Annotated in this window: 23 protein-coding genes; 13 read left to right on the top strand and 10 right to left on the bottom strand. The window is 73.3% G+C overall.

Going from position 1 to position 25473, the window contains the following annotated elements; all coding sequences use genetic code 11:
- The first annotated feature begins 12 nt into the window (after positions 1-12).
- Positions 13-1110 (top strand): DUF8017 domain-containing protein, encoded by a 1098-nt coding sequence (locus tag AC0VY3_RS14040; protein ID WP_475549706.1) that lies wholly within the window; start codon positions 13-15, stop codon positions 1108-1110.
- A 70-nt stretch (positions 1111-1180) separates the two neighbouring features.
- On the opposite strand, the gene AC0VY3_RS14035 is transcribed toward AC0VY3_RS14040, so the two are convergent.
- From AC0VY3_RS14035 to AC0VY3_RS14020, 4 genes are all read right to left on the bottom strand, one after another.
- On the bottom strand, positions 1181-2026 hold the full coding sequence (locus AC0VY3_RS14035) for a spermidine synthase (protein WP_103512852.1): 846 nt from the start codon (positions 2024-2026) through the stop codon (positions 1181-1183).
- A gap of 70 nt (positions 2027-2096) precedes the next feature.
- Positions 2097-3272: an elongation factor Tu gene (gene tuf, locus AC0VY3_RS14030; protein ID WP_103512853.1), complete on the bottom strand. Its 1176-nt coding sequence runs from the start codon at positions 3270-3272 to the stop codon at positions 2097-2099.
- Positions 3273-3373: 101 nt separating this feature from the next.
- On the bottom strand, positions 3374-3523 hold the full coding sequence (locus AC0VY3_RS14025; protein WP_218526851.1) for a hypothetical protein: 150 nt from the start codon (positions 3521-3523) through the stop codon (positions 3374-3376).
- A gap of 100 nt (positions 3524-3623) precedes the next feature.
- Positions 3624-4337, bottom strand: a complete 714-nt coding sequence (locus AC0VY3_RS14020; protein WP_103512854.1) for a DNA alkylation repair protein — start codon at positions 4335-4337, stop codon at positions 3624-3626.
- Between the two features lie 49 nt (positions 4338-4386).
- Between AC0VY3_RS14020 and AC0VY3_RS14015 the strand changes: the two genes are divergently transcribed.
- The gene (locus tag AC0VY3_RS14015) at positions 4387-5106 is read left to right on the top strand and encodes a TVP38/TMEM64 family protein (protein WP_475549705.1); all 720 of its coding nucleotides are present in this window, start codon (positions 4387-4389) and stop codon (positions 5104-5106) included.
- A 169-nt stretch (positions 5107-5275) separates the two neighbouring features.
- On the top strand, positions 5276-6148 hold the full coding sequence (locus tag AC0VY3_RS14010) for an undecaprenyl-diphosphate phosphatase (protein WP_475549704.1): 873 nt from the start codon (positions 5276-5278) through the stop codon (positions 6146-6148).
- A 118-nt stretch (positions 6149-6266) separates the two neighbouring features.
- Here the strand turns inward: AC0VY3_RS14010 and AC0VY3_RS14005 are convergent, their stop codons facing one another.
- Both AC0VY3_RS14005 and AC0VY3_RS14000 read right to left on the bottom strand, forming a co-directional pair.
- Complete coding sequence (locus AC0VY3_RS14005; RefSeq protein ID WP_103512977.1) at positions 6267-6833, bottom strand: AAA family ATPase; 567 nt, start codon at positions 6831-6833, stop codon at positions 6267-6269.
- Positions 6834-6857: 24 nt separating this feature from the next.
- Positions 6858-11282 (bottom strand): molybdopterin-dependent oxidoreductase, encoded by a 4425-nt coding sequence (locus AC0VY3_RS14000; protein WP_475549703.1) that lies wholly within the window; start codon positions 11280-11282, stop codon positions 6858-6860.
- A 429-nt stretch (positions 11283-11711) separates the two neighbouring features.
- On the opposite strand from AC0VY3_RS14000, the gene AC0VY3_RS13995 reads away from it, so the two are divergent.
- The 4 genes from AC0VY3_RS13995 to AC0VY3_RS13980 are packed head-to-tail and all read left to right on the top strand — an operon-like array spanning position 11712 to position 16111.
- Positions 11712-12452 carry a class I SAM-dependent methyltransferase gene (locus tag AC0VY3_RS13995; protein ID WP_475549702.1) on the top strand — a complete coding sequence of 247 codons (741 nt, stop codon included), beginning with the start codon at positions 11712-11714 and terminating at the stop codon, positions 12450-12452.
- The gene (locus AC0VY3_RS13990) at positions 12449-13630 is read left to right on the top strand and encodes a pyridoxal-phosphate dependent enzyme (protein WP_475549701.1); all 1182 of its coding nucleotides are present in this window, start codon (positions 12449-12451) and stop codon (positions 13628-13630) included. The genes AC0VY3_RS13995 and AC0VY3_RS13990 overlap by 4 nt, the downstream gene beginning before the upstream one ends.
- Complete coding sequence (locus AC0VY3_RS13985) at positions 13627-14850, top strand: ATP-grasp domain-containing protein (RefSeq protein WP_103512981.1); 1224 nt, start codon at positions 13627-13629, stop codon at positions 14848-14850. Before AC0VY3_RS13990 ends, AC0VY3_RS13985 begins: the two co-directional genes overlap by 4 nt.
- Before the next feature lie 10 nt (positions 14851-14860).
- Entirely contained in the window at positions 14861-16111 is a 1251-nt protein-coding gene (locus AC0VY3_RS13980) for an MFS transporter (RefSeq protein ID WP_103512982.1), read from the top strand.
- A 39-nt stretch (positions 16112-16150) separates the two neighbouring features.
- Here AC0VY3_RS13980 and AC0VY3_RS13975 read toward each other — a convergent pair whose 3' ends face one another.
- A complete protein-coding gene (locus AC0VY3_RS13975) occupies positions 16151-16783 on the bottom strand; it encodes a sigma-70 family RNA polymerase sigma factor (protein ID WP_475549700.1) in 633 nt (210 codons plus the stop codon).
- Positions 16784-17185: 402 nt separating this feature from the next.
- Positions 17186-17860: a hypothetical protein gene (locus AC0VY3_RS13970; RefSeq protein ID WP_475549699.1), complete on the bottom strand. Its 675-nt coding sequence runs from the start codon at positions 17858-17860 to the stop codon at positions 17186-17188.
- Between the two features lie 248 nt (positions 17861-18108).
- Between AC0VY3_RS13970 and AC0VY3_RS13965 the strand changes: the two genes are divergently transcribed.
- The 4 genes from AC0VY3_RS13965 to lnt all read left to right on the top strand — a co-directional run bounded on the left by AC0VY3_RS13965 (position 18109) and on the right by lnt (position 22723).
- Positions 18109-19131: a ferric reductase-like transmembrane domain-containing protein gene (locus AC0VY3_RS13965; RefSeq protein WP_475549698.1), complete on the top strand. Its 1023-nt coding sequence runs from the start codon at positions 18109-18111 to the stop codon at positions 19129-19131.
- 114 nt (positions 19132-19245) lie between these two features.
- Positions 19246-20115 carry a universal stress protein gene (locus AC0VY3_RS13960; protein ID WP_103512149.1) on the top strand — a complete coding sequence of 290 codons (870 nt, stop codon included), beginning with the start codon at positions 19246-19248 and terminating at the stop codon, positions 20113-20115.
- Positions 20116-20209: 94 nt separating this feature from the next.
- Positions 20210-20722, top strand: coding sequence for a nuclear transport factor 2 family protein (locus AC0VY3_RS13955; protein WP_475549697.1), 513 nt, complete (start codon positions 20210-20212; stop codon positions 20720-20722).
- 228 nt (positions 20723-20950) lie between these two features.
- Complete coding sequence (lnt, locus tag AC0VY3_RS13950) at positions 20951-22723, top strand: apolipoprotein N-acyltransferase (RefSeq protein WP_475549696.1); 1773 nt, start codon at positions 20951-20953, stop codon at positions 22721-22723.
- Here lnt and AC0VY3_RS13945 read toward each other — a convergent pair.
- Positions 22647-23552, bottom strand: coding sequence for a Gfo/Idh/MocA family protein (locus AC0VY3_RS13945; protein WP_103512152.1), 906 nt, complete (start codon positions 23550-23552; stop codon positions 22647-22649). The two genes, lnt and AC0VY3_RS13945, sit on opposite strands and share 77 nt — an antisense overlap.
- Before the next feature lie 137 nt (positions 23553-23689).
- Here AC0VY3_RS13945 and AC0VY3_RS13940 point away from each other — a divergent pair, with 137 nt between their 5' ends.
- A complete protein-coding gene (locus AC0VY3_RS13940) occupies positions 23690-24229 on the top strand; it encodes a DinB family protein (RefSeq protein ID WP_475551669.1) in 540 nt (179 codons plus the stop codon).
- A gap of 141 nt (positions 24230-24370) precedes the next feature.
- The gene (locus AC0VY3_RS13935) at positions 24371-24844 is read left to right on the top strand and encodes a hypothetical protein (RefSeq protein ID WP_103512154.1); all 474 of its coding nucleotides are present in this window, start codon (positions 24371-24373) and stop codon (positions 24842-24844) included.
- 57 nt (positions 24845-24901) lie between these two features.
- On the opposite strand, the gene AC0VY3_RS13930 is transcribed toward AC0VY3_RS13935, so the two are convergent.
- Positions 24902-25432, bottom strand: coding sequence for a hypothetical protein (locus AC0VY3_RS13930; RefSeq protein ID WP_103512179.1), 531 nt, complete (start codon positions 25430-25432; stop codon positions 24902-24904).
- Between the last annotated feature and the right edge of the window lie 41 nt (positions 25433-25473).

The raw sequence follows: 25473 nt of genomic DNA, 5'->3' as shown, positions 1-25473 counted from the left end.
TGGTTACTGGCCATGTGGCCAGGAACGCAGCCGCCCGGGGGCGAGCAGAACCCGCAGGACCAGAATCAGAACCCGTACCAGCAGCCGGGGTACCAGCAGCCGAATCCCTATCAGCAACCGGGATATCCGCCGCAGGGCCAACCGGGGCAGCCCACCGAGCCGGGCTACGGGTACCCGCAGGGCCCGCCGCCCGGCGGGCAGCCGGGCTATCAGCAGCCCAATCCCTATCAGCAGCCGACCGTGCCGCAGTACGCCGTCACGACTCCGCCCGGCGCACCGAAGCCCGGCGACGACAAGAAGAAGACGACGATCGTGGCGATCGTCGCGGCGACCGCGGTCGTGATCGCGGCGGGCGTCACCGGTTTCCTCGTGCTCGGCAAGGACGACGAGGGCGGCAAGAACGTCGCCGAAGGCAAGGAGTCCGCATCGCCGAGCGCCAAGCCCAGCGAATCGGCCACCGGCTCCGCGCCGCCTGCGGAGAACCCGCGTGGCTCCGAAAGTGACCCCAAGCCGGTCATTCCGGGCTGGAAGGTCGTCACCAACCCCAAGTGGGGCACGCAGTTCGACGTTCCCGGTGACTGGGAGGTCGCGAGCTCGGGAATGTTCTCCGGGTTCGAGGACGCCAAGAAGCCCGACGGCCCGCCGGTCGCCGGCTTCTCCGCGCCCGCCTACTACAAGAGCAAGTGGTGCGTCGACGACTCCGACGGCGACGGCAGCGAGGAGGACACCGGGCTCGCCGGCGTCGGGACGAAGGGCGCCCAGGGCGCCAAGAACACCGACGAGGCCGCGACGAACGAGGCCGCCAACTGGGTGTGGGCCGCCTACGCCCAACTCGACCCGAAGTCCAAGGTCAAGATCGGCAAGGCCAAGCCCTTCACCACCGAGTCGGGTCTCTCCGGCAGCGTCGTACAGGCCACCGCCCTGGATCTGGCCAACAAGGAAAAGTGCGACAGCGACGGCAAGTCGATCGCCTTCTCCTTCAAGAACTCCAAGGGCGACTTCTCGACCTGGGTCCTCTACGCCGCCGCCGGCGTGAAGGACGAGCTCCCGGACACGACCATCCAGAAGATCCTGAGCACGGTCCGCCTCGCGGGTGATCCCACGGGCTGACACCCGCTCCGCACGCGTTCCCGCACGGACTCACCCGCCCGCACATCGACCCGCCCGGCCGACGGGGCCCTCAGCCGACGCCGAAGGCCCCGTCGGGCGGTTCGGGCGAGGCGACCGCGTCCGCGTCCGCCACCGGGCGGGCCCCGCCGAGGAACCGGGTCAGCGCCGCGCCGTGGGTGACCCGGGCCGGAAACGCGTCGGCGGCGCAGCCGCGGACGAGCGGGGCCACATCGATCGGCGCGTGCGAGGCGAGAAGCACGACGTTGCCGAAGCGCCGCCCGCGCAGCACCGCCGGTTCCCCGATCAGCGCGAGTTCCGGGAAGACCGCGGCGAAGTTCGCCAGCTGGGAGCGGAGGAAGGCGAAGGGCGCGCTGTCGGCCAGGTTGGCCGCGTAGACGCCGTCCTCGCGCAGCGCCCGGCCGGCGGCCCGCGCGTACTCGACGGAGGTCAGGTGCGCCGGAACCCGCGAGCCGCCGAAGACGTCCGCGATCAGCAGATCGACGGAGGCTGGGGCCGCCGCCTCCAGCCGTTGCCGGGCGTCGGCCGCGTGCAGGGAGATACCGCTCCCGTCGGGCAGCGGCAGATGTTCCCGGACCAGCCGCAGCAGTTCGCGGTCCGCCTCCACGACGTCCTGCCGTGAGCGGGGGCGGGTCGCCGCCACATAGCGGGGCAGGGTCAGCGCCCCGCCGCCGAGGTGCAGGACGTCCAGGGGCGCGCCCGGCTCCGCCGCGCCGTCCACGACGTGGGCGAGCCGGCGTACGTACTCGAACTCCAGGTAGGACGGGTCGTCGAGGTCGACGTAGGACTGGGGCGCGTCGTCGACCGTGAGCAGCCAGGCCCGGTCGCGGTCCACGTCGGGCAGCAGCCGGGCGGTGCCGCAGTCGACCTCGCGGATGACGGGTATCGGCTCGTTCACCTCTCCATTGTCGCCTGCCCCGCCGTGCGGCCCGCCACCCCGGACGAGGGGTGACGGGCCGCGGTGGAGCTCAGAGCAGCGCGGTGACCGTGCCCGCGCCGACCGTGCGACCGCCCTCGCGGATCGCGAAGCCGAGACCGGACTCCAGCGGTACGTCACGGCCCAGCTCCACGGTCATGGTGACCGTGTCGCCGGGGCGCGCGACGGCCGCCTCGCCGAGGTCGACATCGCCGACGACGTCCGCCGTACGGATGTAGAACTGCGGCCGGTAGCCGGTGGCGACCGGGGTCGACCGGCCGCCCTCCTTCGTCGACAGCACGTACACCTGCGCGGTGAACCGGCGGCTGGGCGTGACGCTGCCCGGCGCGGCCACGACATGGCCGCGGCGGACCCGGTCGCGCTCCACCCCGCGCAGCAGCAGCGCCACGTTGTCCCCGGCCTCGGCGGACTCCATCGGCTTGCCGAAGGTCTCCAGGCCGGTGACGACCGTCTCGACGTCCGCGCCCAGCACCGCGACCCGGTCGCCGACGCGGACGGTGCCGCGCTCGACCGCGCCGGTGACGACGGTGCCCCGGCCGGTGATGGTCAGGACGTTCTCGACGGACAGCAGGAACGGCGCGTCGGTGTAACGCACCGGCATCGGTACGTACGTGTCGACGGCGTCCAGCAGCCCTTCGATCGCCGCCGTCCACCGTGGGTCGCCCTCCAGCGCCTTGAGCCCGGAGACCCGGACCACGGGGACGGTGTCGCCGCCGTACCCGTGCGCGGAGAGCAGCTCGCGGACCTCCAGCTCGACCAGGTCGGTCAGCTCGGGGTCGCCCGCGTCGGCCTTGTTGAGGGCGACGACGATGTGGTCGACGCCCACTTGACGGGCCAGCAGGACGTGCTCGGCGGTCTGCGGCATGATCCCGTCGAGCGCGGAGACGACGAGGATCGCCCCGTCGAGCTGCGCCGCGCCCGTGACCATGTTCTTGATGTAGTCGGCGTGTCCGGGCATGTCCACGTGCGCGTAGTGGCGGGTGCCGGTCTCGTACTCGACGTGCGCGATGTTGATGGTGATGCCGCGCTGGGCCTCCTCGGGGGCCCGGTCGATCCGGTCGAAGGACACGTAGGAGGTGGAGCTGCCGCCGCGCTCGCTGAGGACCTTGGTGATGGCGGCGGTAAGGGTGGTCTTGCCGTGGTCGACGTGGCCCATGGTGCCGATGTTGAGGTGCGGCTTGGTGCGCACGTAAGCCGTCTTGGACATGGCTCGTTCCTTCGGAGAACTCGAAGCTGAGATAAGGATTGAAGACCCCAGGGCCCCGCCGACCCTCCCCTTGCGGGGTCCGCCGGACTGTCGGGGGAGGGTCAGCTTCGGGCGCCGCCGATGGGCGCTGCTGCAGCGGTGCACGCTGCGGCTTCCGCGGAGAAGGCGGCCGCGAGGGCCGCGTCGTTCACGGCAGCCTTCGGCGCGTCCGCGACTGCGGACTGCGCTGCGAGGAAGGCGTACCGGAACATGCCCCTGATCATGGCCGGGTGCGGCGGTCGCGTCGAATGGTTTTCCGGGCGGAGCCCAGGAATTGCCGCCCTCAGAGGTCACGGCCTCAGGGGCACGGCCTCAGAGGTTCTTGAGCGCCTCGCGCACCGAGAGCGGCGACAGCCGGGTCCGCGCGCTGTCGACGAAGTCGCGTACGGCGACGGGATCGGTCTTGGCGTACTCGCGCAGCGCCCAGCCGATCGCCTTGCGGATGAAGAAGTCGGGATGGTCCGCGCGGCGCAGGCAGTAGCCGAAGAGCCGGTCGGTGTCGGTGGCTTCCTTGTAGCGCAGCTGGTGGAGGAGCGCGGTCCGGGCGGCCCAGAGGCTGGGGTCGTCGATCCACCGGTCCATGGCCCGGGCGAGCGCCGGGTCGGCGGTGACCAGAGGCCCCGCGACATGCGCGGCGAGCACGTCGACCGTGTCCCACCAGGGGACGGTGGTGACGAGGTGGTGCAGGACGGGCAGGAAGCCGGAGCTGCAGCGGCCCACGTACCGGCGCAGACAGTCGGCGGCGAAGTACTGGTACTCCCGCTCCGGCAGCCGCCAGCAGCGCAGCGCGATCGCCGTGCAGTCCCGCTCGTCCGGCCGCCCGACGCCCGCCAGCACGGTCCGTGACAGGGCCCGGCGCTCGGGCGTCGGGATCCCGAGGAAGGGCGCGACCCGCTTCATGTACGCGGCGGCGCCTTCGGCCCGTACGGGGTCGGCGGCCGGGGCGTAGACGGCGACGAGGCGCTCCAGGACGGTGTCGGCGAGGGCGCTGTCCGGCGGGACGGGGATGTCGGCGGCGGGGTTCACGCGACGCACATTACGGCGATCACATGGCGTTTTCGGTTACTCTCCCCGAATGTTCGACCCCGCCCCCGCCGCCCGGCCCGCCGGTTCGGCTCCGCGTCTCTCCCGGGCGCTGTTGTCTCCGTGGTCCCGGTTCTCGCTGCTCGTGGTGGTCCTGCTCGGGGCCGCGTCGACGATGCTGCTGTTCGAACCACAGCGGCTGCTGGCGTCGGGCTGGCCGCCCCAGCTGACCGGGGGCGCGGCCGCGGTGCTCTTCGGGCTCGGGTACGGGGCGCTGACGGTGGCGTTCGTGCCGCGCCCGCTGCTCAACATCGCCGCGGGTGCGCTGTTCGGCGCGCAGACGGGTCTCGCGGCGGCGCTGGCGGGCACGGTGCTGGGCGCGGGCGTGTCGTTCATGCTGGGCCGGGTGCTGGGCCAGGAGGCGCTGCGGACGCTGCTGCGCGGAAAGCTGCTCACCGCCGCGGACGGGGTGCTGAGCCGGCACGGCTTCCGGTCCGTCCTGGCGCTGCGGCTCTTCCCCGGCGTCCCGTTCGCCGCCGCCAACTACTGTGCGGCGACCTCCCGGATGGGCGCTCCGCCGTTCCTCCTGGCGACCGGGCTCGGGTCGATCCCGAACACGGCGGCGTACGTGATAGCCGGCAGCGAGGCCGCTTCGCCGACCTCGCCGGTGTTCCTGGCCGCCATGGGCTTCATCGTGCTGTCGGGTCTCGGCGGCGCGCTGGTCGCCTGGCGCAAGCGCCACCGGCTGGGCCGGAGCGCTCCGCGGGACTGAGCGTACGGCGGCACGTGGAAGACGGATGCGGTCATCCTGGCGTTCACCTTCAGGAGATACGCTGCCCGCGACCTCGATGTCCTTGACCGCACTCCGCACTTTGCACGCAGCCGGCGGGCCCAGCCGCCCGCGGCCGATGCACGATCACCTCCGGGATGGCCTAAGCCCCATGAGCTGGTTCGAATCATTCGTCCTGGGACTTGTTCAGGGACTGACCGAGTTCCTGCCGATCTCCTCCAGCGCCCACCTGCGGCTGACCGCCGCGTTCGCCGGCTGGCACGACCCGGGGGCGGCGTTCACCGCGATCACCCAGATCGGCACCGAGGCGGCGGTGCTCATCTACTTCCGCAAGGACATCGCGCGCATCCTCTCCGCCTGGTTCCGCTCACTGACGGACCGTGCGATGCGCAGCGACCACGACGCCCAGATGGGCTGGCTGGTCATCGTCGGCTCGATCCCCATCGGGGTGCTGGGCCTCACGCTCAAGGACCAGATCGAGGGCCCGTTCCGCGATCTGCGGCTGATCGCGACGACACTGATCGTCATGGGCATCGTCCTGGGCATCGCGGACCGGCTGGCCGCACGGGACGAGGCTGGCGGCAGGCACCGCGTGGTGAAGGAGCGCAAGACGCTCAAGGACCTGGGGGTCAGGGACGGTCTGATCTACGGCTTCTGCCAGGCGATGGCGCTGATCCCCGGCGTCTCCCGCTCGGGCGCGACGATCAGCGGCGGCCTGCTGATGGGTTACACCCGCGAGTCGGCGGCCCGCTACTCGTTCCTGCTGGCGATCCCCGCGGTGCTCGCGTCGGGTGCCTACGAACTCAAGGACGTCGGCGAGGGCCATGTCTCCTGGGGGCCGACGATCTTCGCCACCCTGGTGGCCTTCTTCGTCGGATACGCCGTCATCGCGTGGTTCATGAAGTTCATCACCACCAAGAGCTTCATGCCGTTCGTGATCTACCGCATCCTGCTCGGCATCGTCATCTTCGCGCTGATCTGGTCCGGCACGCTGAGCCCGCATGCGGGTGAGTCGGCGGGCTGACGCGACAGACGCACGCCCCGCCCGGGAGCAGCCGGGCGGGGCGATCCAGCAGCGCAGCAGCCAGCAGCGCGGATAGATGTCCTCACCGTACGGCGGGGGTCTGACAACGCCTGGGGCGTCAGGGCTGCCGAGGCGTCAGCCCGGTGGCGGACAGGACCGCGTCGACCGTTCCGGCCACCGTCAGCCGCGCGTTGTCGATCCAGATCTTCTCGTCGGCCAGTTCGGTGCGCATCACCGCGTCCAGTGGGGACCAGTCCGTCGTCAGCGTCTTGTCCCGGGCCAGGTTGCGTTCCTGGGCCTTTGCCGCGCCCGGGGCCAGGACGACGCAGTGCAGCGGTCCGCCGGTGAGCGTCGCGCGGTAGAAGTCGAGGTGGGCGCGGCGTACGACGACGTCGTCGATGACCGGGAGGAAGCCCGCGGCGGCGAAACTGTCCGCCAGCAGGCAGGCGTTGCGGGCCCGGAGGAAGATCTGCCGGTCCGCCTCCTCGTCCCGCTCGGGTGAGGGCCGGCGGCCGCCGGAGACGATGAGTTCCTGGAGGGCGTCCACCTCGATGTGGGCGGAGGCGGCGAACCGGGCGGCGAGGGCCGCGGCGACCGTGCTCTTGCCGCTGCCGGGGATGCCGGTCAGCAGGACCGTGCCGGCCGCCGGTGATCCGGTGTCCACCGGTACTTCCGCCCACGCCATCCCCGTACTCCCTCGGTCATTCCGTCAGTACACGTCCCGTACGTACCTGCGGTCCGAGGTTAGTTGTTTCACCTGGGCGGTCGCGGCGTCGGGGTCGAGGCCGCCGTGGGCGACGGCGATGTCGCGCAGGGCCCGGTCGACGTCCTTGGCCATACGGGAGGCGTCGCCGCAGACGTAGAGGTGGGCGCCGTCCCGGAGCCAGGACCAGAGCTGGGCTCCGTGTTCGCGCATCCGGTCCTGGACGTAGACCTTGGCCCGCTGGTCGCGGGAGAAGGCGGTGTCGAGCCGGGTGAGGGTGCCCGAGCGGCTCATCGCGTCGAGTTCCTCGCGGTAGTAGAAGTCCGTGGCGCGGTGCTGCTCACCGAAGAACAGCCAGTTGGAGCCGGAGTGTCCGAGCGCCCGGCGTTCCTCCAGGAAGCCCAGGAACGGGGCGACTCCGGTACCGGGCCCCACCATGATCATCGGGGTGGCCGGGTCGGCGGGCGGCCGGAAGCGGTCGTTGCGCTGGACGAACACCGGGACGGAGCTGTCCGGTTCGGCGTCGGCGAGGAAGGTCGAGGCGACGCCCTTGCGTTTCCGGCCGCGATGGCCCTCGTAACGGATCACGGAGACGGTCAGCCGCATCCGGTGCGGGTCCACTAGCGGGCTGGAGGCGATGGAGTACAGGCGGGGCCGGAGCGGTCCCAGCACCTCCGCCCAGCCCGCGGCGGTGGCCCGTACCGGGTGCTCGGCCAGGACGTCGACGGCCTGCCGCCCCCACGCCCACCGGTCCCTCTCGCCCTTGTTGTCGGGGCGCAGCAGCTTCTTCAGGGACCTGTCCCCCGTGTGGTCGGCGACCAGGCGCAGCAGGTCCGGGGTGATGCGGGCGATGTCGAAGTGGCGGTGGAGGGCTTCGCCGAAGGGGACCGGTCCGTGCCCGGGTACGTCCACCTCGGCGGCGGGGTCGAGCCCGGTGACGGCGAGCCATTCGGCGACCAGATCCGGGGAGTTGAGGGGCTGTACGCCGAGGGCGTCGCCGGCCGTGTACGTCAGGGGGGTGTCGGCGTGCCGCGTGTCGATCGTGAAGGCGCGGACCTCCTTCGTGGCGCCGGGCAGGCTGAGGAGACGGTTCCCGGTCAGGAGGGCGGTGACGGGCGCGGCCCTGGAGGGGCGGGCGGGCGCGGCGGCCTTCTCGCCCGGTGCGCCTGTCACTGTCGCGGGCGGTGTGGCCGGCGGTGTGCCCGTCGCTGTCGCGGACGGTGACGCCGGCGATGTGCCCGTCGCTGTCGCGGGCGGTGTGGCTGCTGCTGTCGCTGTGGCGGGCTGTGTGAAGTCCGGCTGTGCCGTCGCCCCTTCCGGTGTCGTCGTCTCCAGTGCCGCCCGGACCTCCTTGAGCCACTGGCCGAAGGGCTGTTCGTACTCCGGTTCGCAGTCGGTGCGCGGGACCAGCCGCTCCGCGCCGAGTTCGCCGAAGCGTTCGTCCAGGCGGCGGCCGTGGCCGCAGAAGTCGTCGTACGAGGAGTCGCCGAGCGCGAGGACGGCGTAGCGGATGCCCTCCAGGCGCGGGGTCGCGGGGGCGTTCAGCGACTCCCAGAAGCCGGAGCCGTTGTCGGGGGCGTCTCCGTCGCCGAACGTGCTGGTGACGACGAGGAGGTCGGCCGGGCTCGGCAGGGCGTCCGGGGTTCCGTCGTCCATGCCGAGGAGCGTGGTGCGGTACCCCTCGTCCGCCAGCGTCCGGGCGGCCGTCGCCGCGACCTCCTCGGCGTTGCCGGTCTGCGAGGCCCACAGCACGACGACCGGGCGGCCGTCCTGTTCCGCCGGGGTGCTCTCCGGCGGTGCGGGCGCGGTCCCCGGCCCCGAGGACTCGGGGAGCCGGGAGTAGGCGCCGGCCAGCATTCCGTCGACCCACAGCGCGTGGTCCGGGGCGAACGGGGCTCCTGGCGGAAGCACCGGGGTGCCGTCGGGGCGGGCGCCGAGGCCCGCCAGGAAGCCGGCCAGATAGCGGCGTTCCGCGTCGCTGAGGACGGGCGGGGTGGTGTCGGCGAGCCCCAGGGCGTCTGCGAGACCTGAGGTGTCTGCGAGGCCTGCGGTGCCGGTGAGGTCTGCAGTGCCGGTGAGATCCGAAGGGTCAGTGGGTTCCGAGGTGCCGATGAGGCTTGAGGCGCTCGTGAGGCCCGGGGCGTCCGCATGCCCGGGTACGCCTGGGGAACCGGGACCGCCCATGAGCGCCGGCCGTCCTGTCACGGCGGAGTCGCCGCGTACCGTCGGTGCGGCGACCTTCGCCAGCCGGACCGCGCACACCTTGAACTCCGGCTGGAACGAGAGCGGGTCGACCGCGTCGTTGGTCACGGCGTTCACGCCGAGGTACTCGCCGAACAGGTCGTTCCAGTGGAACGGGGCGAAGCACTCCCCCGCCCGGACCCGGTCCGTGATCCGCGCCGGGAGCACCGCGCGGCCGCGCCGCGAGGCGACCTCGACGCCGTCGTTCTCGCCGATGCCCAGGGCCGCCGCGTCGTCCGGGTGGATCTCCACGAACGGGCCGGGGTCCAGCCGGTTCAGTTTGGTGATCTTCGCGGTCTTGGTCAGGGTGTGCCACTGGTGCTGGAGACGGCCGGTGTTGAGGACGAACGGGAAGTCCTCGTCGGGCATTTCGGCCGGAGGCAGGTGCGGGCGCGCGTGGAAGACGGCCCGGCCGTCGGGCAGGGGGAAGGCAAGCCTCGGGACCGTTCCGTCGGGTCGTACGGTCAGCTCCTGGCTGACGCCGTCGTTGAGGTAGCGCACGGGGTTGCGGGCCGGTCCTTCGACGTCCGCGCTCGGCCACTGGACCGGCGTTCCGCGCAGCCGCTCGTACGTCACGCCGCGCAGGTCGTAGCCGGTGCGCGGGTTCCAGGCCCGGGTGATCTCCGCGAAGACCTCCTCGGCGCTCGTGTAGCCGAAGGCGTCCTCGTACCCCATGGCGCAGGCCACCGCCGCGATGATCCGCCAGTCCGGCCAGGCCTCGCCCGGCGGGTCGGTGGCCCGGCGGGAGAGGGTGAGCGTGCGCTCCGAGTTGATCATCACGCCCTCGGACTCGGCCCAGAGTGCGGCGGGCAGGACGATATCGGCGTACGCGTTGGTCTCGGTGTCGGCGAACACGTCCTGGGTGACGACGAATTCGGCGGCTTCCAGCCCCTCGATGACGGTCCGGCGGTTGGCGACCGAGGCGACCGGGTTGGTGCAGATGATCCAGCAGGCCTTGATCTCCCCCTCGGCCATGCGCCGGAACATGTCGACGGTGCCGCTGCCCGAGCCGTCCGCGCGCAGCGTGCCGGGCTCGACGCCCCACAGCTCCTCGGTGAAGGCGCGGTCCTCGTCGACGAGGACCGATCGCTGGCCGGGCAGTCCCGGGCCCATGTAGCCCATCTCACGGCCACCCATGGCGTTGGGCTGGCCGGTGAGCGAGAACGGACCGCTGCCGGGACGGCAGATCGCCCCGGTCGCCAGGTGCAGGTTGACGATCGCGTTGGTGTTCCAGGTGCCGTGGGTGGACTGGTTGAGGCCCATCGTCCAGCAGCTCATCCAGTCACCGGCCTCGCCGATCCAGCGGGCCGCCTGCCGGATGTCGTCCTCCGGAATACCGGTGATCTCCGCGACCGCGGCGGGCGGATAGTCGCGGAGGAAGGCGGGCATCCCCTCCCAGCCCCCGGTGTGCTCGGCGATGAACGCGGGGTCCGTGTGGCCGTTCTCGACGAGGAGGTGCAGCAGCCCGTTGAGGAGGGCCAGATCGGTGCCGGGCCGGATCCGGAGGTACAGATCCGCCTTGGCGGCGGTGGCGTTGCGCCGGGGGTCGACGACGATCAGCTTCGCGCCCCCCTTGACCCGCTCCATCATCCGCAGGAAGAGGATCGGGTGGCAGTCGGCCATGTTGGCGCCGGTGACGAGGAAGACGTCCGCGTGCGCGAAGTCCTCGTAGGAGCCGGGCGGCCCGTCCGCGCCGAGCGACAGCTTGTAGCCGCTGCCCGCGCTCGCCATGCAGAGCCGGGAGTTGGACTCGATGGTGTTGGTCCTGATGAAGCCCTTGGCCAGCTTGTTGGCGAGGTACTGCGCCTCCAGGCTCATCTGACCGGAGACGTAGAGGGCCACCGCGTCCGGGCCGTGGGTGTCCAGCACGGACCGCAGTCGGCGCGCGGTCTCCGCGATGGCGGCGTCCCGGGCCAGCGGGGCGGGCTGCTCGCTGCGGTCGGGGCGGGCCAGGGCGGTGGTCAGCCGGCCGGGGGCGGCGAGAAGGTCGGCGCCGGTGGCGCCCTTGGTGCAGAGCCGGCCGGCGTTCGACGGGTGCTCCTTGTCGCCCGAGGCCTTCACGACGGTGCGGCGGCCGTCGGGGCCGGTGGCGATGTCGAGGACGATCCCGCAGCCGACACCGCAGTACGAGCAGACCGTGCGCACCCGGTCGGTGGCGGGAGCGTCCGGCGGCGGGGTCGGCACGGTCATGGGGGCCCTTCGGGGGCGGGCGTACCTGGAAGGACGCGGGGCGGGCGGCGGTCACCCCCGAATCTAGGAAGGGCCCGTTACCCGGGGATGACACCGGGCGAACAACACCGGTTACGTCGCCTGCACAGCGGCCGGAGGCCGCCGGTGAGGCTTGCCCAGGTGGCGGGCCGTGATCGCGCCGACGGCCTCCGGTGAGACTTCCCGGAGGCAGCCTCGTGACCATGTCCCCGGTCACCGGTGAGGCTTTCGCGCGGACCGCCCCTGATCGTGCGGGAACTTCCCCGCCGGGGCCACCGACTACTGGAGAGACGCCGGGTGCGGGAGGCCCGCCCGGTGACGGAAGCGGCGGCCGGTGACCCGACACGGCTGCCGGGGCGACGGCAGCAGCACACCCACGGGGCCTCCGGGCCCGGGAGGAGGCCGCGAGGCATGCACTGGTACGAGGACGACGCACTCTGGTCCGACTTCGCCCCGACGATGTTCCCCCCGGCCCGGGCCGAGTCCGCCGCCGCCCTGGTCGCCTCCTCCCCGCTGCTGGACTTCCCACCGGGCACCAGAGTCCTGGACCTGTGCTGCGGGCCCGGTCTCTTCGTGGTGCCACTGGCCGGGCGCGGGTACGAGGTGACCGGGGTCGATCTGTCGCCCTCCATGCTGGAGAGCGCCCGTGCCGCCTGCGAGGCGGCGGGCGCCGCCGTCCGGCTGGAGCGCGCCGACATGCTCACGTACCGGGAGCCGGGCGCCTTCGACGTGGTGCTGAACGTCTTCACGTCGTTCGGCTACTTCGACGAGGCCGAGGACAACCTTCGGGTGCTGCGCAACGCGTACGAGAGCCTCGCGCCGGGCGGGCAGCTCCTGGTGGACGTGATGGGCAAGGAGGTGCTGGCGGGCTGGATCGGGCGGCCGAAGGCGGTCGACCTGCCGGACGGCGCGTACGTCGTCCAGCGCGACACCGTCCTCGACAGCTGGCGGCGGCTGCGCACGGACTGGACGCTGGTGCGCGGCACCTCGGCGCGGACCGCGTCCATCACCTCCTGGCTCTACTCGGCGGCCGAGCTGCACGCCCTCTTCGAGAGCGCGGGCTTCACCGACGTGGAGTGCTTCGGCGGGTTCGACGCGTCCGGCTACGACCAGCGCTCGGACCGGCTCATCGTGCGCGGGCGGCGCACGTGAGGGCCGGTGCGGACGCCCGTCCGCGCACCGCCGAGCACGGCACCCGGCCGCCACGTCTCGCCGCCGCGACCGTCCACGAGCACATCACCGACGCGGTGAAGACCCCGGACCTGATCCGGCTGAGCGGCAACGTCGTCCTCGCCCGCTTCGAGACGATGAAGGTGTACGCGGCGCTCGGCGCGGTCCGTTCGCTGCTGCGCCGGGGCCGGGTGGTCCCCGGGCAGACCCTGGTCGACAGCTCCAGCGGGATCTACGCGCTGGCGCTCGCCATGGCCTGCCACCGTTACGGGCTGCGCTGCCACATCGTCGCCTCCACCACCGTGGACGCCACCATGCGGGCCCAGTTGGAGATCCTCGGCGCGACGGTCGACGCGATGCCGCCCTCGCAGAGCCTGCGCCTGGACCAGGAGCTGCGGGTGCGCCACGTGCGCAGGCTGCTGGCCGAGCGGCCGGACTTCCACTGGATGCGGCAGTACCACGACGGGGTTCACCACGAGGGCTACCGGGAGTTCGCGGAGCTCCTGACCGAGACGCTGCCGGAGGGGCCGCTGACCGTGGTCGGCGCGGTCGGTACGGGTGCCTCGACCGGTGGACTGGCCCGCGCACTGCGGGAGTCGGGGCGGTCGGTGCGGCTGGTGGGCATCCAGCCGTTCGGCAGTGTGACCTTCGGGAGCGAGCGGTTCGAGGACCCGGAGGCGATCATCGCGGGCATCGGCAGCTCGATCCCGTTCGGGAACGTCCGCCACGAGCTGTACGACACCGTCCACTGGCTGGACTTCCGCCATGCGATGGCCGGGGCGGTCGGACTGCTGCGGGAACACGCGGTGTTCGCGGGCCTGTCCACCGGAGCGGCACATCTGACGGCGTCCTGGGAGGCGGCCCGTGACCCGGGGCGGCTGCATCTGGTGCTGGGCGCCGACACCGGACACCGGTACGCGGAGCGGGTGTTCGCCCGGCACGCCGAGGCCCTGGATCCGGCCGGTCTGCGGCCCCGCGCCATCGCGTCGACGGCCGAACTGAGGCCGCCGTGGTCGGTTATGGAATGGGCGGGACGCGCAGCTCCGGAGGCCGCCAGGACCGCCGAGGGTGATGTTCCCTCCCCCTCCCCTTCCCCTTCATCTTCCTCTTCCTCATCCCCCTCCGCTTCCCCCGTGACGACCGTGGAGCTGCTGCCATGACGATCGCCGCACTGGAGTCCCTGTCCTTCGGCCTGGGGCGGATGGCGGAGGCCGCCACGCAGGCGGGGCACCGGCTGTGCCTGCTGACCGACGACCGTTCGGTCTACCGGCACGAGTTGGCGGTGCTGCCGCCGGACGCGCTGGACGTCGTGGATGTCGATACGTGGGACCAGCAGGCCGTCCGCCGGGCGCTGGCCGCCGTGCCGGACCTGGCCGGGCTGATCAACACGACGGACACCTGGAGCCTGCCGGCCGCCGAGCTGGCCGCCGATCTCGGGCTTCCGGGGCCGGATCCGGAGGCCGTACGGCTGCTGCGCGACAAGCGCCGGGTCCGGGAGGCACTGCACGCGCACGGGCTGAGCCGAAGCACGGCCGTAGCCGTCCCGCCGGGTCCCGAAGGCGCCGGGGAGGTGCTGCGGGCAGTGGGGCTGCCCGCGGTCCTGAAGGACTCGGCGGGCACCTCCTCCCGCCATGTGTGGATCGTGCACGACGAGGAGGCCCTGCATCGGGCGCTGGCGGAGGCCGGGCAACAGAGCCTGACCGGCGCGCTGTTCGCCGAGGCGTTCCTGGCCGGTCCGCTGTACAGCGCGGAGACCCTCAGCTGGGACGGGACGACCCGGCTGCTCGGGATGCTGAGCCGCCAGACGTCCCGGGCCGCGGTCGTACGGGAGGAGACGGCGTCCTTTCCGGTGGCGCTGCCGGAGGAGGAGCGGGCCGGGATCGAGGCGTGGGTGGGCCGGGTCCTGGCGGCGGCCGGGCATGAACGGGGCTTCGCCCATGTGGAGTTCATCCTGACGGCCGGGGGCCCGGAGCTGGTGGAGATCAACCGCAGGATCGGCGGAGCGCTGGTCGGCGAGGTGCTGTGCCGGACACTGCGGACCAATGTGTACACGGCCATGATGGACGAGGCGCTCGGCCGCCGCCCGGGCCTGCTGGACGCACCGCTCGACGCCGGAGGACCCGCGTACGGCTTCGTGCTGGTGTACGCGGAACGGCCCGGGGTGCTGAAGGGCTGGCTCGGCCTCGACGAACTCGGGGCGTTCCCCGGGGCGGTGGAGTGGTTCCCGGTCCGCGAGCCCGGCGAGAGCGTGGTCCACGTGGGCGACCAGCGGGGCTGTACGGGCATGGTGCTGGCCGAGGCGCCGACGGCGGAGCTGGCCCAGCACCGGGCGTGGAGCGCGGCCGTCCGGGTCCGCCCGGTCGTGGCCGCGGCGCCGTGAGCCCGGGGCGGTGAGGCCGCTGCACGCGGAGGCGTCCCCCGGGTCCCGTGTACGGCAGCCGTTCTCCGGTCCCCAGCGGTTCCTGCTGGCGGGCTCGTTCCTGATCACGCTGGGCAGCTTCGCCGTGCTGCCCTACATGTCGGTGCTGCTGCACCAGCGGCTCGGCCTCGGCCTCGGCACGGTCGGATTCGTGCTGGCCGTCGCCTCGCTGATCCAGTTCGCCGGAGGTGCGGTCGCCGGGCCGGTGACCGCGCGGATCGGGCTGCGGCGCGCGATGCTGCTGGCGCTGGCGCTGCGCACGGCGGGCTTCGCCGCGTTCGTCCCCGGGCTGACCAGTCCGGTCCTGGCCGTCGGGGCGCTGCTGCTGGTGTCGGCGGGCGCGGCGCTGTATCTCCCGGCGAACAAGGCGTACCTGGTGGACGGGGTGTCCGGGACCGCCCGGCCCCGGCTGCTGTCGGCGAGCAGTTCGGCCTTCAACGCGGGGATGGCGCTGGGCCCGCCCGCCGCCGCGCCCCTCGTCATGGGCTCCCCCGGGGTGCTGTTCTCCTGCGTCACCGTGCTGTTCGCGCTCGTCGGGGCCGGGCACGCGCTGCTGCCGCGCGCGGCGGCGGACCGGGGCGGGGAAACGCGGGCCGCCGCCCCGGACCGGGTTCCCGACGCACCGCGCCCGGGGCCTTCCCCGTTCGTGGTGACCGTGCTGAGCGTGTACGCGTTCATGTTCTTCCAGCACTATCTGGCGCTGTACGCGGTCCCCCGGACGTCCGCCGCCTTCTACGGGGCCGTCCTGACGGGGTACGCGGCCCTCCTCGTCGTCGCCCAGCCGTTGCTGGCGGAACGGGTCGCCGCACTGAGCTACCCGGCCGCGCTGCGGTGGGGCTTCGGTGCGATGGCGGCGGGCATGGCGGTGATCGGCGCCGGAGGGCACGCGGGCATCGCGGTGGGCGGGGCGCTGCTGTGTCTCGGCGAGATCGTGCTCTTCCTCAAGAACGACCTGGAGGCGCTGGCCCGTTCGACCGCCGCCCCGGCGAGCGTGTTCGGGCGGCAGCGGCTGGCGGCGGGCGTCGGCGCGTTCGCCAGCGGGGTGGTGGGCGGTCAGCTGTACGGGGCGGCGGAGGCGGCGGGCTCGGCGCGGGGGTTCTGGGCGGCGGTCTGCCTCCAGTGCCTGATGCTGCCGGTGTTCCTGCTCCGCCGCCGGCCGGGGGCGGAGGCCCGACGCCGTACCGCCCGGGACCCCGAGGGGCCCCGGGCGGACGCCGCCTAGTAGGGCTTTGTTAGGTGGTGTCGGACGTCGTGGACACGGTCACGATCCGCAGGACACGCCGTGTGCGGCGCCGGGCGCGGGTTCGGCCGGTTCCGCGCGCCACTGCCCGGCGAGCTCGCGGCGGGCGCGCGCCACACGGGAGCGCACCGTGCCGATCGGGCAGCCGGCGAGGGCCGCCGCCTCCTCGTAGGACACGCCCAGTAGTTGGGTGAGGACGAAGGCCTGGCGGCGCGCCGGGTCCAGCCGCCGGAGGGCGTCCAGCACCGCGGCGGACTCCTCGAATCCGGGCAGATGGCGGGGCTGGGCGCGTTCCGCGGCGGTCTGCCAGTCCGCGGTGTCGGCGGTCCGGGGCCGTACGGCGGCGGCGCGGTGCCGGTCGATGACGACGCGCCGCGCGATCGCCATCAGCCAGGTCCGGGCGCAGGAGCGCCCCGCGAACCGGGCCAGCCCGCTCATCGCCCGGAGGTAGGTCTCCTGGGCCAGGTCGTCGGCCCCGGGGACGTCGGCGCTGAGGTAGGCGACGAACCTGCGGACGTCCTCGTAGGTCGCCCGGACGAAGCGGTCGGCGGCCTCCCGGTCCCCGCCGCCCGCGGCCAGCGCCCAGTCGGTGATCTGCCCGTCGTTCTGCCGGGCGGCCGGCGCCCGGGGGCTGGGCGGACGGGTCACGGACACCCGAATGCCCGGCGGCCTGGTGACGGGCACCCGGACGGACGGCGCGGAGGCCGAAGGTGCTGCGGACGGTGGTACGGAGGCGGTGGGCGGGCGTACGGCGACAGCGTTCGGCGCCGGGGTGGCCGGAGGCGCGGCGGGGCGTACGGGTGCACGCAGCGCGGCCGGTCGAGCGGATGCCGGTAGGGCCGGGGCCGGTGGCGCGGTGGCCGGTCGTGCGGGGGCAGGAAGTGTCACAGCAGTCCTTCGCGTCCTTGCGGAGCCGCGGCAGCGGTCGCCCGGCTCCGGTGACCGGTCCCGGGCGCCACTGGGAGCGGCCCGGAGAACCGGCATGCCTGTCACGGGTGTGCGCGGGCGCACACCCGTACCGCCTCCGGCGCACAGAGGCCGGAGGGCGGATGGAGGTCAGAGGAAGCGGAGGGAGAGCGGTGGCCCGCGCCGGGAGAGGGCGTGCGGGGCCAGCAGGCCTTGGGGGCGGCGGCCGGGCCGGCCGCGGGTGCGTCGCCGGGCGGGCGGCGTCGGGACGGGCGGCGTCGCGGACCACAGGCGCCGGGCCGTCCGCAGCGGGGCCCGCACGAACAGCACCAGGCTGCGGCCCAGCCGGGCGAGGGCGACCTCGCCGCGCCACAGCCACCAGCCGCAGATGAGCCCGGCCATCGCGTGGGCGGCGGCCATCCCGAGGGTGAACACCGTGCCGTCGAAGGCCGCCAGAAGCCCCATCAGGTCCGACGAACCGCCGATCGGGGCCTCGTGCGCGGAGTGGTTCATCGCGCCCGACGCATGATGCCCCGCGCCCGCATGGTGCGCGCCGGAGCCGGACGGCAGCCAGGATCCCACGTCGGCGAAAAAGGCGTGCAACCCCAACTGGCCCAGGACATGGGCCGCGACGGTCACCGGAGCGCTCCGCTCCCGTGCGGCGAGCCACCAGCCCGCCGCGCACACCGGCAGCAGGGCGACGGCCTGGGCGAGCAGGGGCAGGGGCGCGCCGGACATCAGCGCGTGACCGAGTCCGGACACGGCGACGCACACCAGCGCGAACAGCGCGGTGCGTCCGAGTCGGAGTGCGGTTCCGGCTCCCATGGCAGCCATCGTGCCAGCCGCACCCGCCCCGGGGAGAAGAGCACCAGATGCCGAAACAACGGGAGTTCGCCTCGTTTGCCCCACCAGCCTCGCGGTGTGATCCATGTCACAACACAGTGTCGGGAACTTTCCCGCCCTCACGCCCGACTGCTCCAACAACGCGTCTGCGTAAGCCTCGTGGCCCGGGGCCGCCGCATCCGTCCCCGCCAGCCGATGCCCCGCCCGATGCCCCGCACCGAAGAGGCCGCATGACGAACCAGCCCCCCACCCCCGAACCGGAAGCGGCCACCGAGGCTCCCACCGCCGGCGCGGCCGCACCCGACGACGACGGCCGGGTACCCGCACCCCGTTCGCCGGGCGAGCCGAAACGCCCGACGCTCCGCTCCGACCTGCGGGCCTCGTGGCCCGACGGTCTGGTGGCGCTCCTCATCACCGCGGCGATCTTCGTCCTGCTCTACATACGCATCCGCAACAAGACCTCCTCCACCGTCACCGTGATGCCGTTCATGGCCGACGCGGGCGGCTTCTGGATGTACTTCCTCAGCCAGGCGTTCGGCTGGTCCGCCCTGCTCTGGGCGTGGGGGACCGTCATCCTCGGGCTGCTGCTGTCCGGGCCCCGGCCGGGCCGGCTGCCGCTGTCGGGCCCCCGGCTGGAACGGCTGCACCGCACCACCAGCCTCAACACCATCTCCCTGATCGTGGCCCACGCCCTGCTGTTCGGGGCCGAACTGGTCCGGCACGACACGGCGTCCTGGAACTCCGCGGTGGCCACCGCCTTCGTGGAGGCCTTCGTCCCCGGCGGCTACGACTCGGGGACCGGGCGGATCGCCATGCCCATCGGCCAGGCGGCCCTGTATCTCGCGATCCCGCTCGGCCTGCTCTTCTACGTACGCCATCGCATCGGCCCCAAGACCTGGCGGGTACTGCACCGCTGCGTGATCGTCGTCTACGTCCTCAGCGTCTGGCACACCCTGCTGTACGGGACCAATGTCTGGTACGACGGCTGGTTCCGCACCAGCGTCTGGCTGCTCCAGCTGCCGATCGCCGCGCTGCTGCTCCTGCGGCTGACGCGGCCCGCCCGCCGTTCCGAGAAGCTGCCCGCGCGGCCCGGAGCGACCGCCGGGGCCCGCACCGGCTGGGCCCTGCGGCTGGGCGGCCGACTCGCGGTGGCGGCGGTCCTGGCCGTCCTGGTCGCCGTCGTGGCCAGCGGCAGCGACGGCGGGCGCAGCACGCCCCCGGAGGACACCTCCTCCACCCACAACCACGACTGACACGACGACGGCCGACACGGCCGGCACGGCTGACAACGCGACCGGCACGGCTGGGAGGCGACGTCCCGCCACCAGGCCGCGAGGCCGTCCGCCCGGCGACGTACGCTCGGAGACATGACCACCAACGATCTTCCCGTGATCGCCGCCGTCGACGGATCCACGCACAGCCGGCAGGCGCTCGACTGGGCCACCCGCGAAGCCGTGCGGCGCGGGCTGCCTCTCCTGATCGTCCACGTCCGCCCGATCACCCGGCAGGTCGACGAGGAGACCGGGCGGCGCGAGGCGGAGGCGCTCCTCGCCGACTGCGTACGCCGGAGCGCGCTCATCGCCCCGGAGCTGCGGCCCTCGACGCTGGCCCCGCTGGACTTCCCGTCGGCGGCCCTGGTCTCACTGTCCCGGGACGCGTCGATGATCGTGGTCGGATCGCGCGGGCTGGGCGGCTTCCGCTCGCTGATGATCGGTTCCAACAGCCTCGCCACCGCGTCGATGGCGAGCTGTCCCGTCGTCGTCGTGCAGGAGGACCGCCCGGAGGGTGACGAGGACCGGGCCGGGGACGCGGGGGCGTTCACCGACATCGTGGCGGGGGTGGCCGCCGACGAGAGCAGCGAGGCGGTCCTGGAGTTCGCCTTCGCCACCGCGGCCTCCCGGCCCGGCGCCCGGCTGCGGATCGTGCACGGCTGGACGATGTTCTCCTCGATGCTCGCGGGCGGGCCCGTCCTGGACCGGGCGGAGGCGGCGGGCTCGGCGGCCCGGACCCTGGCCGAGCTGACCTCGGGCTGGCACGAGAAGTACCCGCAGGTCGAGATCGTCCGCGAGCCGGTCAACGGTTCCGCCTCGCGCACCCTGGTGACCGCGTCGGCGACGGCGGCCCTGACGGTGATCGGGCGTCGCAGGGGCGGCGAGTCGCTCGGACTCGGGCTGTCCCCGGTGGCGCAGACGACGGTCACGCACGCGCTGGGACCGGTCGCCGTGGTGCCCTGCTGAGCCGCCCCCCCGCGCCCTGCCGAGTCGCCCCACGCCCGCCTCCCGTCGGCGCAGGCCCCTTGGCCTGGCGGGCGGCTTGACCGAGACTTGACCAATGACTCAGCGTGTGGCGCTCGCGACCGTGATGGACCGGCTTGCCATCGATGCGGTGATCACCGGGTACGCGGTGGCCGTCGACGACGGGGCCTGGTCGGACTACGGCGCCCTGTTCACCCCGGACGGCCGCGCGGACTACCGGGGCGCGGGCGGCGTGGAGGGCCCGGCCGACGAGATCGCCCGGTGGCTGGCGGAGACGATGCGGCTCTTCCCCGTACGCCAGCACCTGATCGTCAACCGCCGGATCGACCTGGAGGATCTGGGCGGCTACACGGGCGACCGGGCCGAGGTCCGGGCCGACTACCTCAATCCGATGTGCCTGGACCGGAAGGCGGCGAGCGGCCCGGACGCGGACCCGGCGGGCGAGACGGACTCCGGGCGGGCCGGGATCGCCACGCCCGACTTCGTGACCGGCGGCCGCTACACCTTCGAGCTGCAGCGCGCCGAACCGGGCTGGCTGATCCGTACGGTCACCGTCCACGAGAAGTGGCGCCGGGCACCGGGCGCGTAGGCCCGCCGTCCCCCTCTCATCCGCCTGCCGTCGCCGCCCGGAGGACGGCAGTGCGGCGCGGCCGGGCGCCCGCTCGGCCGCGTCCTGTGTCCGGCGGGGATCACCTCCCCCACACTGGGTATCCAGACGGGCGTCCGGATCGGGTGCGGATCGGGTATCCGGGCCGGTATCCAGGGTTGACGCGGTGACGGCTGCCGCCCGCCCACGTACGACCGAGGAGGGCACGGCATGCGAATCCGGGGCGGGCGTCTCCTGGTCGGCCGGAACGCGGCCGACGCATCCGGCCACGGCGCACCCAGGCACAGCGCCTCCGGGCAGAGGCCCTCCGAGGGCAGCGCCACGGACGACCACGGCTCCGGAGACACCGCCTCCGGCGACAGCGCCTCCGGTGACGGGCCGGCCGCCGGTGGCCGGGGCTCCGCCGGTACGGGGCCGCTCGCGTCCCCCTGGGCGCGGGGCGCGGTGGCGCTGCTCGCCGGGGCGCTGCCCGCGCTCGCCTTTCCCGCGCCCGGTCTCTGGTGGTTCGCCTACGGGGCGCTGGTCCCCTGGCTGTGGCTGATCCGTACGGCGCGCTCACCCCGCCGGGCGGCGCTGGACGGGTGGATCGGCGGCATCGGGTTCGTCATCGCCGTGCACCACTGGCTGATGCCGAGCCTCCACGTGTTCATCGTGCTGCTGGCCGCCCTGCTCGGGCTGCTCTGGGCACCCTGGGGGCTGCTGGTGTCCCGGCTGCTCGGCGGTTCTCCTTCCGTGCCGCGCGCCGTGGCCGCCGTGGCCGTCGTGCCCTCCGGGTGGCTGATGATCGAGCTGGTGCGGTCCTGGGAGGGGCTCGGCGGGCCCTGGGGGCTGCTCGGCGCGAGTCAGTGGGAGGTCTCCCCCGCCCTGCGGGTCGCCTCGGTGGGCGGAGTGTGGCTGGTGAGCCTGCTGGTGCTGGCGGTGAACACCGGCGTGGCCCTGCTGATCGCCGTTCCCGCCGCCCGTACGACCGCCGGGGTGCTGCTGGTGGTGTGCGCCCTGTCCGTCACGGCGATGTGGGCCTGGGCGCCCCGGCCCACGGGCGACGGCACGGTCAGGATCGCCGTCGTGCAGCCGGGCGTCGTGGAGGGGCCGGGGAGTGTCGCGCGCCGCCTCGACCGGGGCGAGGAGCTGACCCGTTCGCTGGCGGGCCGGGGCGTGGACCTGGTGGTGTGGGGCGAGAGCAGTATCGGGGCGGGTGCGTGGCAGAGCCCGGAGACCGCGCGGCGGCTGGCGGAGCTGTCCCGCCGCGTCGGCGCGGATCTGCTGGTCAATGTGGACGCCCGGCAGACGGACGGCTCGGGGCGGTCGGGGATCTTCAAGTCGGCCGTGCTGGTGGGTCCTGACGGGCCGACCGGGGACCGCTACGACAAGATGCGGCTGGTCCCGTTCGGCGAGTACGTCCCGGCCCGCTCCCTGCTGGGCTGGGCGACCTCCGTGGGCAAGGCCGCGGGCGAGGACCGGCTGCGCGGCGACCGCCAGGTGGTGATGACCCTGCCGGACGGGGACCGGGGGCTGCGGGTGGGCCCGTTGGTCTGCTTCGAGTCGGCGTTCCCCGACATGAGCCGCAGGCTGGTGCGCGACGGTGCACAGGTGCTCGTCGCCCAGTCCGCCACCTCGACGTTCCAGGACAGCTGGGCCCCGGCCCAGCACGCGTCGCTGGGTGCGCTGCGGGCCGCCGAGAACGGCCGCCCGATGGTCCATGCGACGCTCACCGGGATCAGTGCCGCGTACGGGCCCCGGGGCGAGCGGGTGGGCCGCCCGCTCGGCACGGACGCGAGCGCGGCCGAGGTGTTCGACCTGCCGCTGGCACGCGGCGAGACGCTCTACGGCCGGCTCGGCGACTGGTCGGTGTACGGGGCCCTCGCGGCGCTGGCCGCGCTGTGCGCCGTGGAGGGGCTGCGGGCGCTCAGGAGGCCTGCTCCAGGGCCTCCCGGACCACCCGCTCGCACAGCTCATGGGTCGCCAGGGCGTCCCGGGCACTGAGCGTCTCGCCCCGGCGTACGGCGTCGAGGAAGGCGTGCACACAGCTCTCGATGCCGCGCTGCCGCGCCACGGGGACCCAGTCGCCGCGCCGCCGCACGCTGGGCTGGCCCTTGTGGTCGATGACGTCCGCGAGGTTGAGGACCTGGCGCTTGGAGTCCTGACCGGAGACTTCGAGGATCTCCTCGGTCGACCCGTTCAGCCGGTTCATCATGCCGATCGCGGTGAATCCGTCGCCGGACAGCTGGAGCACCACGTGGTGCATCAGGCCGTCCACGATCCGGGCCCGCACGGTGGTGTGGTCGACGGTCCCCGGGACCAGGAAGCGAAGGGTGTCGACGACGTGGATGAAGTCGTCGAGGATCATGGACCGGGGGTCCTCGGGCAGACCGACCCGGTTCTTCTGCATGAGGATCAGCTCGCGCGGGTGCTCCGCGCACTGCGAGTAGCCCGGGGCGAAGCGGCGGTTGAAGCCGACGGCGAGGCTGACGCCGCGCTCCTCGGCGAGGTTCACCAGCCGTTCGGACTCGGCGTACTCATAGGCGATCGGCTTGTCGACATAGGTGGCGACGCCTGCTTCGAGGAGACGTTCCACGATCTGCGGGTGCACGGCGGTCGGAGCGTGCACGAAGGCCGCGTCCAGCCCTTCGGCGATGAGGGAGTCGAGAGTGGTGTGACGGTTCCCGGCCGGGATGCGATGGGCGTCGCCGACCGTGTGGAGCGTGGCGGGGGTGCGGGTCTGCAGATGCGGCTCGACCCCCGGTACGGCGGTGAGCACCGGCAGGTACGCCTTCTGCGCGATGTCGCCGAGCCCGATGCAACCGATCTTCACGAGGTCTCCCTGTCGCCGTGCCGTGCCGCGGTGCGCGGCTGTTCGCCCCTCGGCAGCATACGTCGCCCGTCACCGTCGGCCCGATCCGCGGTTCGACCGGTAAAATGCCTGGCCAGGGGCATGATCAAAGGGTGAGGATGGTGTCCATGACTTCTTCCGCAAGCCCTGAACGCCCCGAGCGCTCCGAGCCCGCCTTCGACGCCGCCGAACGCCCCATGCTGGAGGGCTGGCTCGACTACCACCGCGAGACGCTCGCCATGAAGTGCGCCGGTCTCACGGACGCCCAGCTGCGCGAGGCGTCCGTGCCGCCCTCCGCGCTCACCCTGCTCGGTCTCGTCCAGCACCTGGCCGAAGTGGAGCGCTTCTGGTTCCGCGAGATCCTGGCGGGCGCCGAGCTGCCGGACCTCTACTCCACCGAGGAGGACCCGGACGGGGACTTCAGGGTGACGGAGTCCACCACCTGGGCCGGGACCGAAGCCGTCTGGCGGGCGGAGATCGAGGCGGCCCGCGAGAGCGCCGCCGCGTACGGCCTGGACGACCTCTCCAAGGGCGTCAGCTCGTCGGGCAAGCCGTTCAGCCTCCGCTGGATCTATCTGCACATGATCGAGGAGTACGCCCAGCACAACGGCCACGCCGACCTGGTGCGCGAGCGCGTCGACGGGGCCACCGGCAAGTAGCAGCACCGACGCCCGGCCGCTACCTGATTTCAGCGCAGTCGGGTGCCCGGTCCGGTGCACGCCGCTGACCGGGTCACTCGTGCGGGCCATTCCGCGCCCACCCGGCCGCCGGAGGCCGGGCCGCACCGCAGAGTTGGCCGGGTGCAGAGAACCAGAATCACCGCGAAACTCCTGGTCGGGTTAGCGGTCACGACCGTCTCCGGCTGCGTCTCGGTGGAGCCCGGGGCCGCTCCTCCCCCGCGTCCGGGGGTCGCCGGGCCGGTCCAGGACGTGGCCCCGCAGATCGTGCAGCCACCCGCCCGTGAGGCGCTGGAGGTCGTACCGGATCCGGGCCCGCCGACCGCCCGGCCACCCTCCCCCGCGCCCCCGGCTGCCCGCTCCCCCGCCGAATCCCGGCGCACCGGGCCTGCGGGAACCGCACCTCCACGAAAGCGCGCCGACCCGCCGTCGCCCCGGACACCTCACCGGCCCCCGGGCGTCCCGTCCGTCACCGTGCCCGCCCTGCCACGCGCCCCCGGTGGCGGCACGGACGTCTGCGCGCTCGGCCGGGGTTACGGCGGCTGGCCCGCGGGCAGCCCGGAGGCCCGCATCTGCTCGGAGACGTACGGCCGCTGACGCTCCCGACCCCACGGGCTCCGACCTTACGGGCCCGGCCCCCTCGGGCCCGTGAGGTCACTGCTCCCGCATGCGGAGCTCCAGGCGGTCGATGGCGGCGCGGACCCCGCCGCCGTATCCGTCGTCCGCGAGCGACTCGGCCGCAGCGCGAGCCCGCTGGAGATGGATACGGGCCGATTCGGGGCGCTGGAGCTTGAGGTAGTCCGCCGCGAGGTTGAGGTGCAGCGAGGGGTAGAACGCCCGGACGGCCGGGATGTCCGGGTGTTCCGCCACCGGCCCGCCATCCGCCCCTTCAGCACCGCCGGGAACATCAGGGGCCCCTGCCCCCTCAGCCGCACCCGCGCCTCCGGCCTCGGCACCACCTACCTCGGCGGCTCTCAGTCCCTCGGCGGCCGTCAGCGCCCGCAGGTCCCAGGCCAGCTCGTCGCCGGGGTCGTCCTGGGTGTCGGCCATGTAGTGCGCCAGGGTGCAGCGGTGGAGGGCGTCGCCGTCCGCTCCGAGCTCCGACCAGAGCGCGCCGAAGCGGTTGCGGGCCTCCTCCCGGTCACCTCCGTGGAGCAGCATGATCGCCTGGCCGATCCTGGTCATGACGGCGTCGCCGGACGCCTCCTGCTCCACCACTGCGGTCT

The organism is Streptomyces sp. iso_384 (assembly GCF_056172905.1).
The sequence above is the reverse complement of the archived record's forward strand: the minus strand, read 5'-3'. Positions and strand labels throughout refer to the sequence as shown.

Coding starts and splice junctions, on each gene's coding strand:
- AC0VY3_RS14040 (WP_475549706.1), top strand. CDS start 13: ATGTGGCCAGGAACGCAGCCGCCCGGGGGCGAGCAGAACCCGCAGGAC.
- tuf (WP_103512853.1), bottom strand. CDS start 3,272: ATGTCCAAGACGGCTTACGTGCGCACCAAGCCGCACCTCAACATCGGC.
- AC0VY3_RS14025 (WP_218526851.1), bottom strand. CDS start 3,523: ATGTTCCGGTACGCCTTCCTCGCAGCGCAGTCCGCAGTCGCGGACGCG.
- AC0VY3_RS14015 (WP_475549705.1), top strand. CDS start 4,387: ATGTTCGACCCCGCCCCCGCCGCCCGGCCCGCCGGTTCGGCTCCGCGT.
- AC0VY3_RS14010 (WP_475549704.1), top strand. CDS start 5,276: ATGAGCTGGTTCGAATCATTCGTCCTGGGACTTGTTCAGGGACTGACC.
- AC0VY3_RS14005 (WP_103512977.1), bottom strand. CDS start 6,833: ATGGCGTGGGCGGAAGTACCGGTGGACACCGGATCACCGGCGGCCGGC.
- AC0VY3_RS14000 (WP_475549703.1), bottom strand. CDS start 11,282: ATGACCGTGCCGACCCCGCCGCCGGACGCTCCCGCCACCGACCGGGTG.
- AC0VY3_RS13995 (WP_475549702.1), top strand. CDS start 11,712: ATGCACTGGTACGAGGACGACGCACTCTGGTCCGACTTCGCCCCGACG.
- AC0VY3_RS13985 (WP_103512981.1), top strand. CDS start 13,627: ATGACGATCGCCGCACTGGAGTCCCTGTCCTTCGGCCTGGGGCGGATG.
- AC0VY3_RS13970 (WP_475549699.1), bottom strand. CDS start 17,860: ATGGGAGCCGGAACCGCACTCCGACTCGGACGCACCGCGCTGTTCGCG.
- AC0VY3_RS13965 (WP_475549698.1), top strand. CDS start 18,109: ATGACGAACCAGCCCCCCACCCCCGAACCGGAAGCGGCCACCGAGGCT.
- AC0VY3_RS13960 (WP_103512149.1), top strand. CDS start 19,246: ATGACCACCAACGATCTTCCCGTGATCGCCGCCGTCGACGGATCCACG.
- AC0VY3_RS13955 (WP_475549697.1), top strand. CDS start 20,210: ATGACTCAGCGTGTGGCGCTCGCGACCGTGATGGACCGGCTTGCCATC.
- lnt (WP_475549696.1), top strand. CDS start 20,951: ATGCGAATCCGGGGCGGGCGTCTCCTGGTCGGCCGGAACGCGGCCGAC.
- AC0VY3_RS13940 (WP_475551669.1), top strand. CDS start 23,690: ATGGTGTCCATGACTTCTTCCGCAAGCCCTGAACGCCCCGAGCGCTCC.
- AC0VY3_RS13930 (WP_103512179.1), bottom strand. CDS start 25,432: ATGACCAGGATCGGCCAGGCGATCATGCTGCTCCACGGAGGTGACCGG.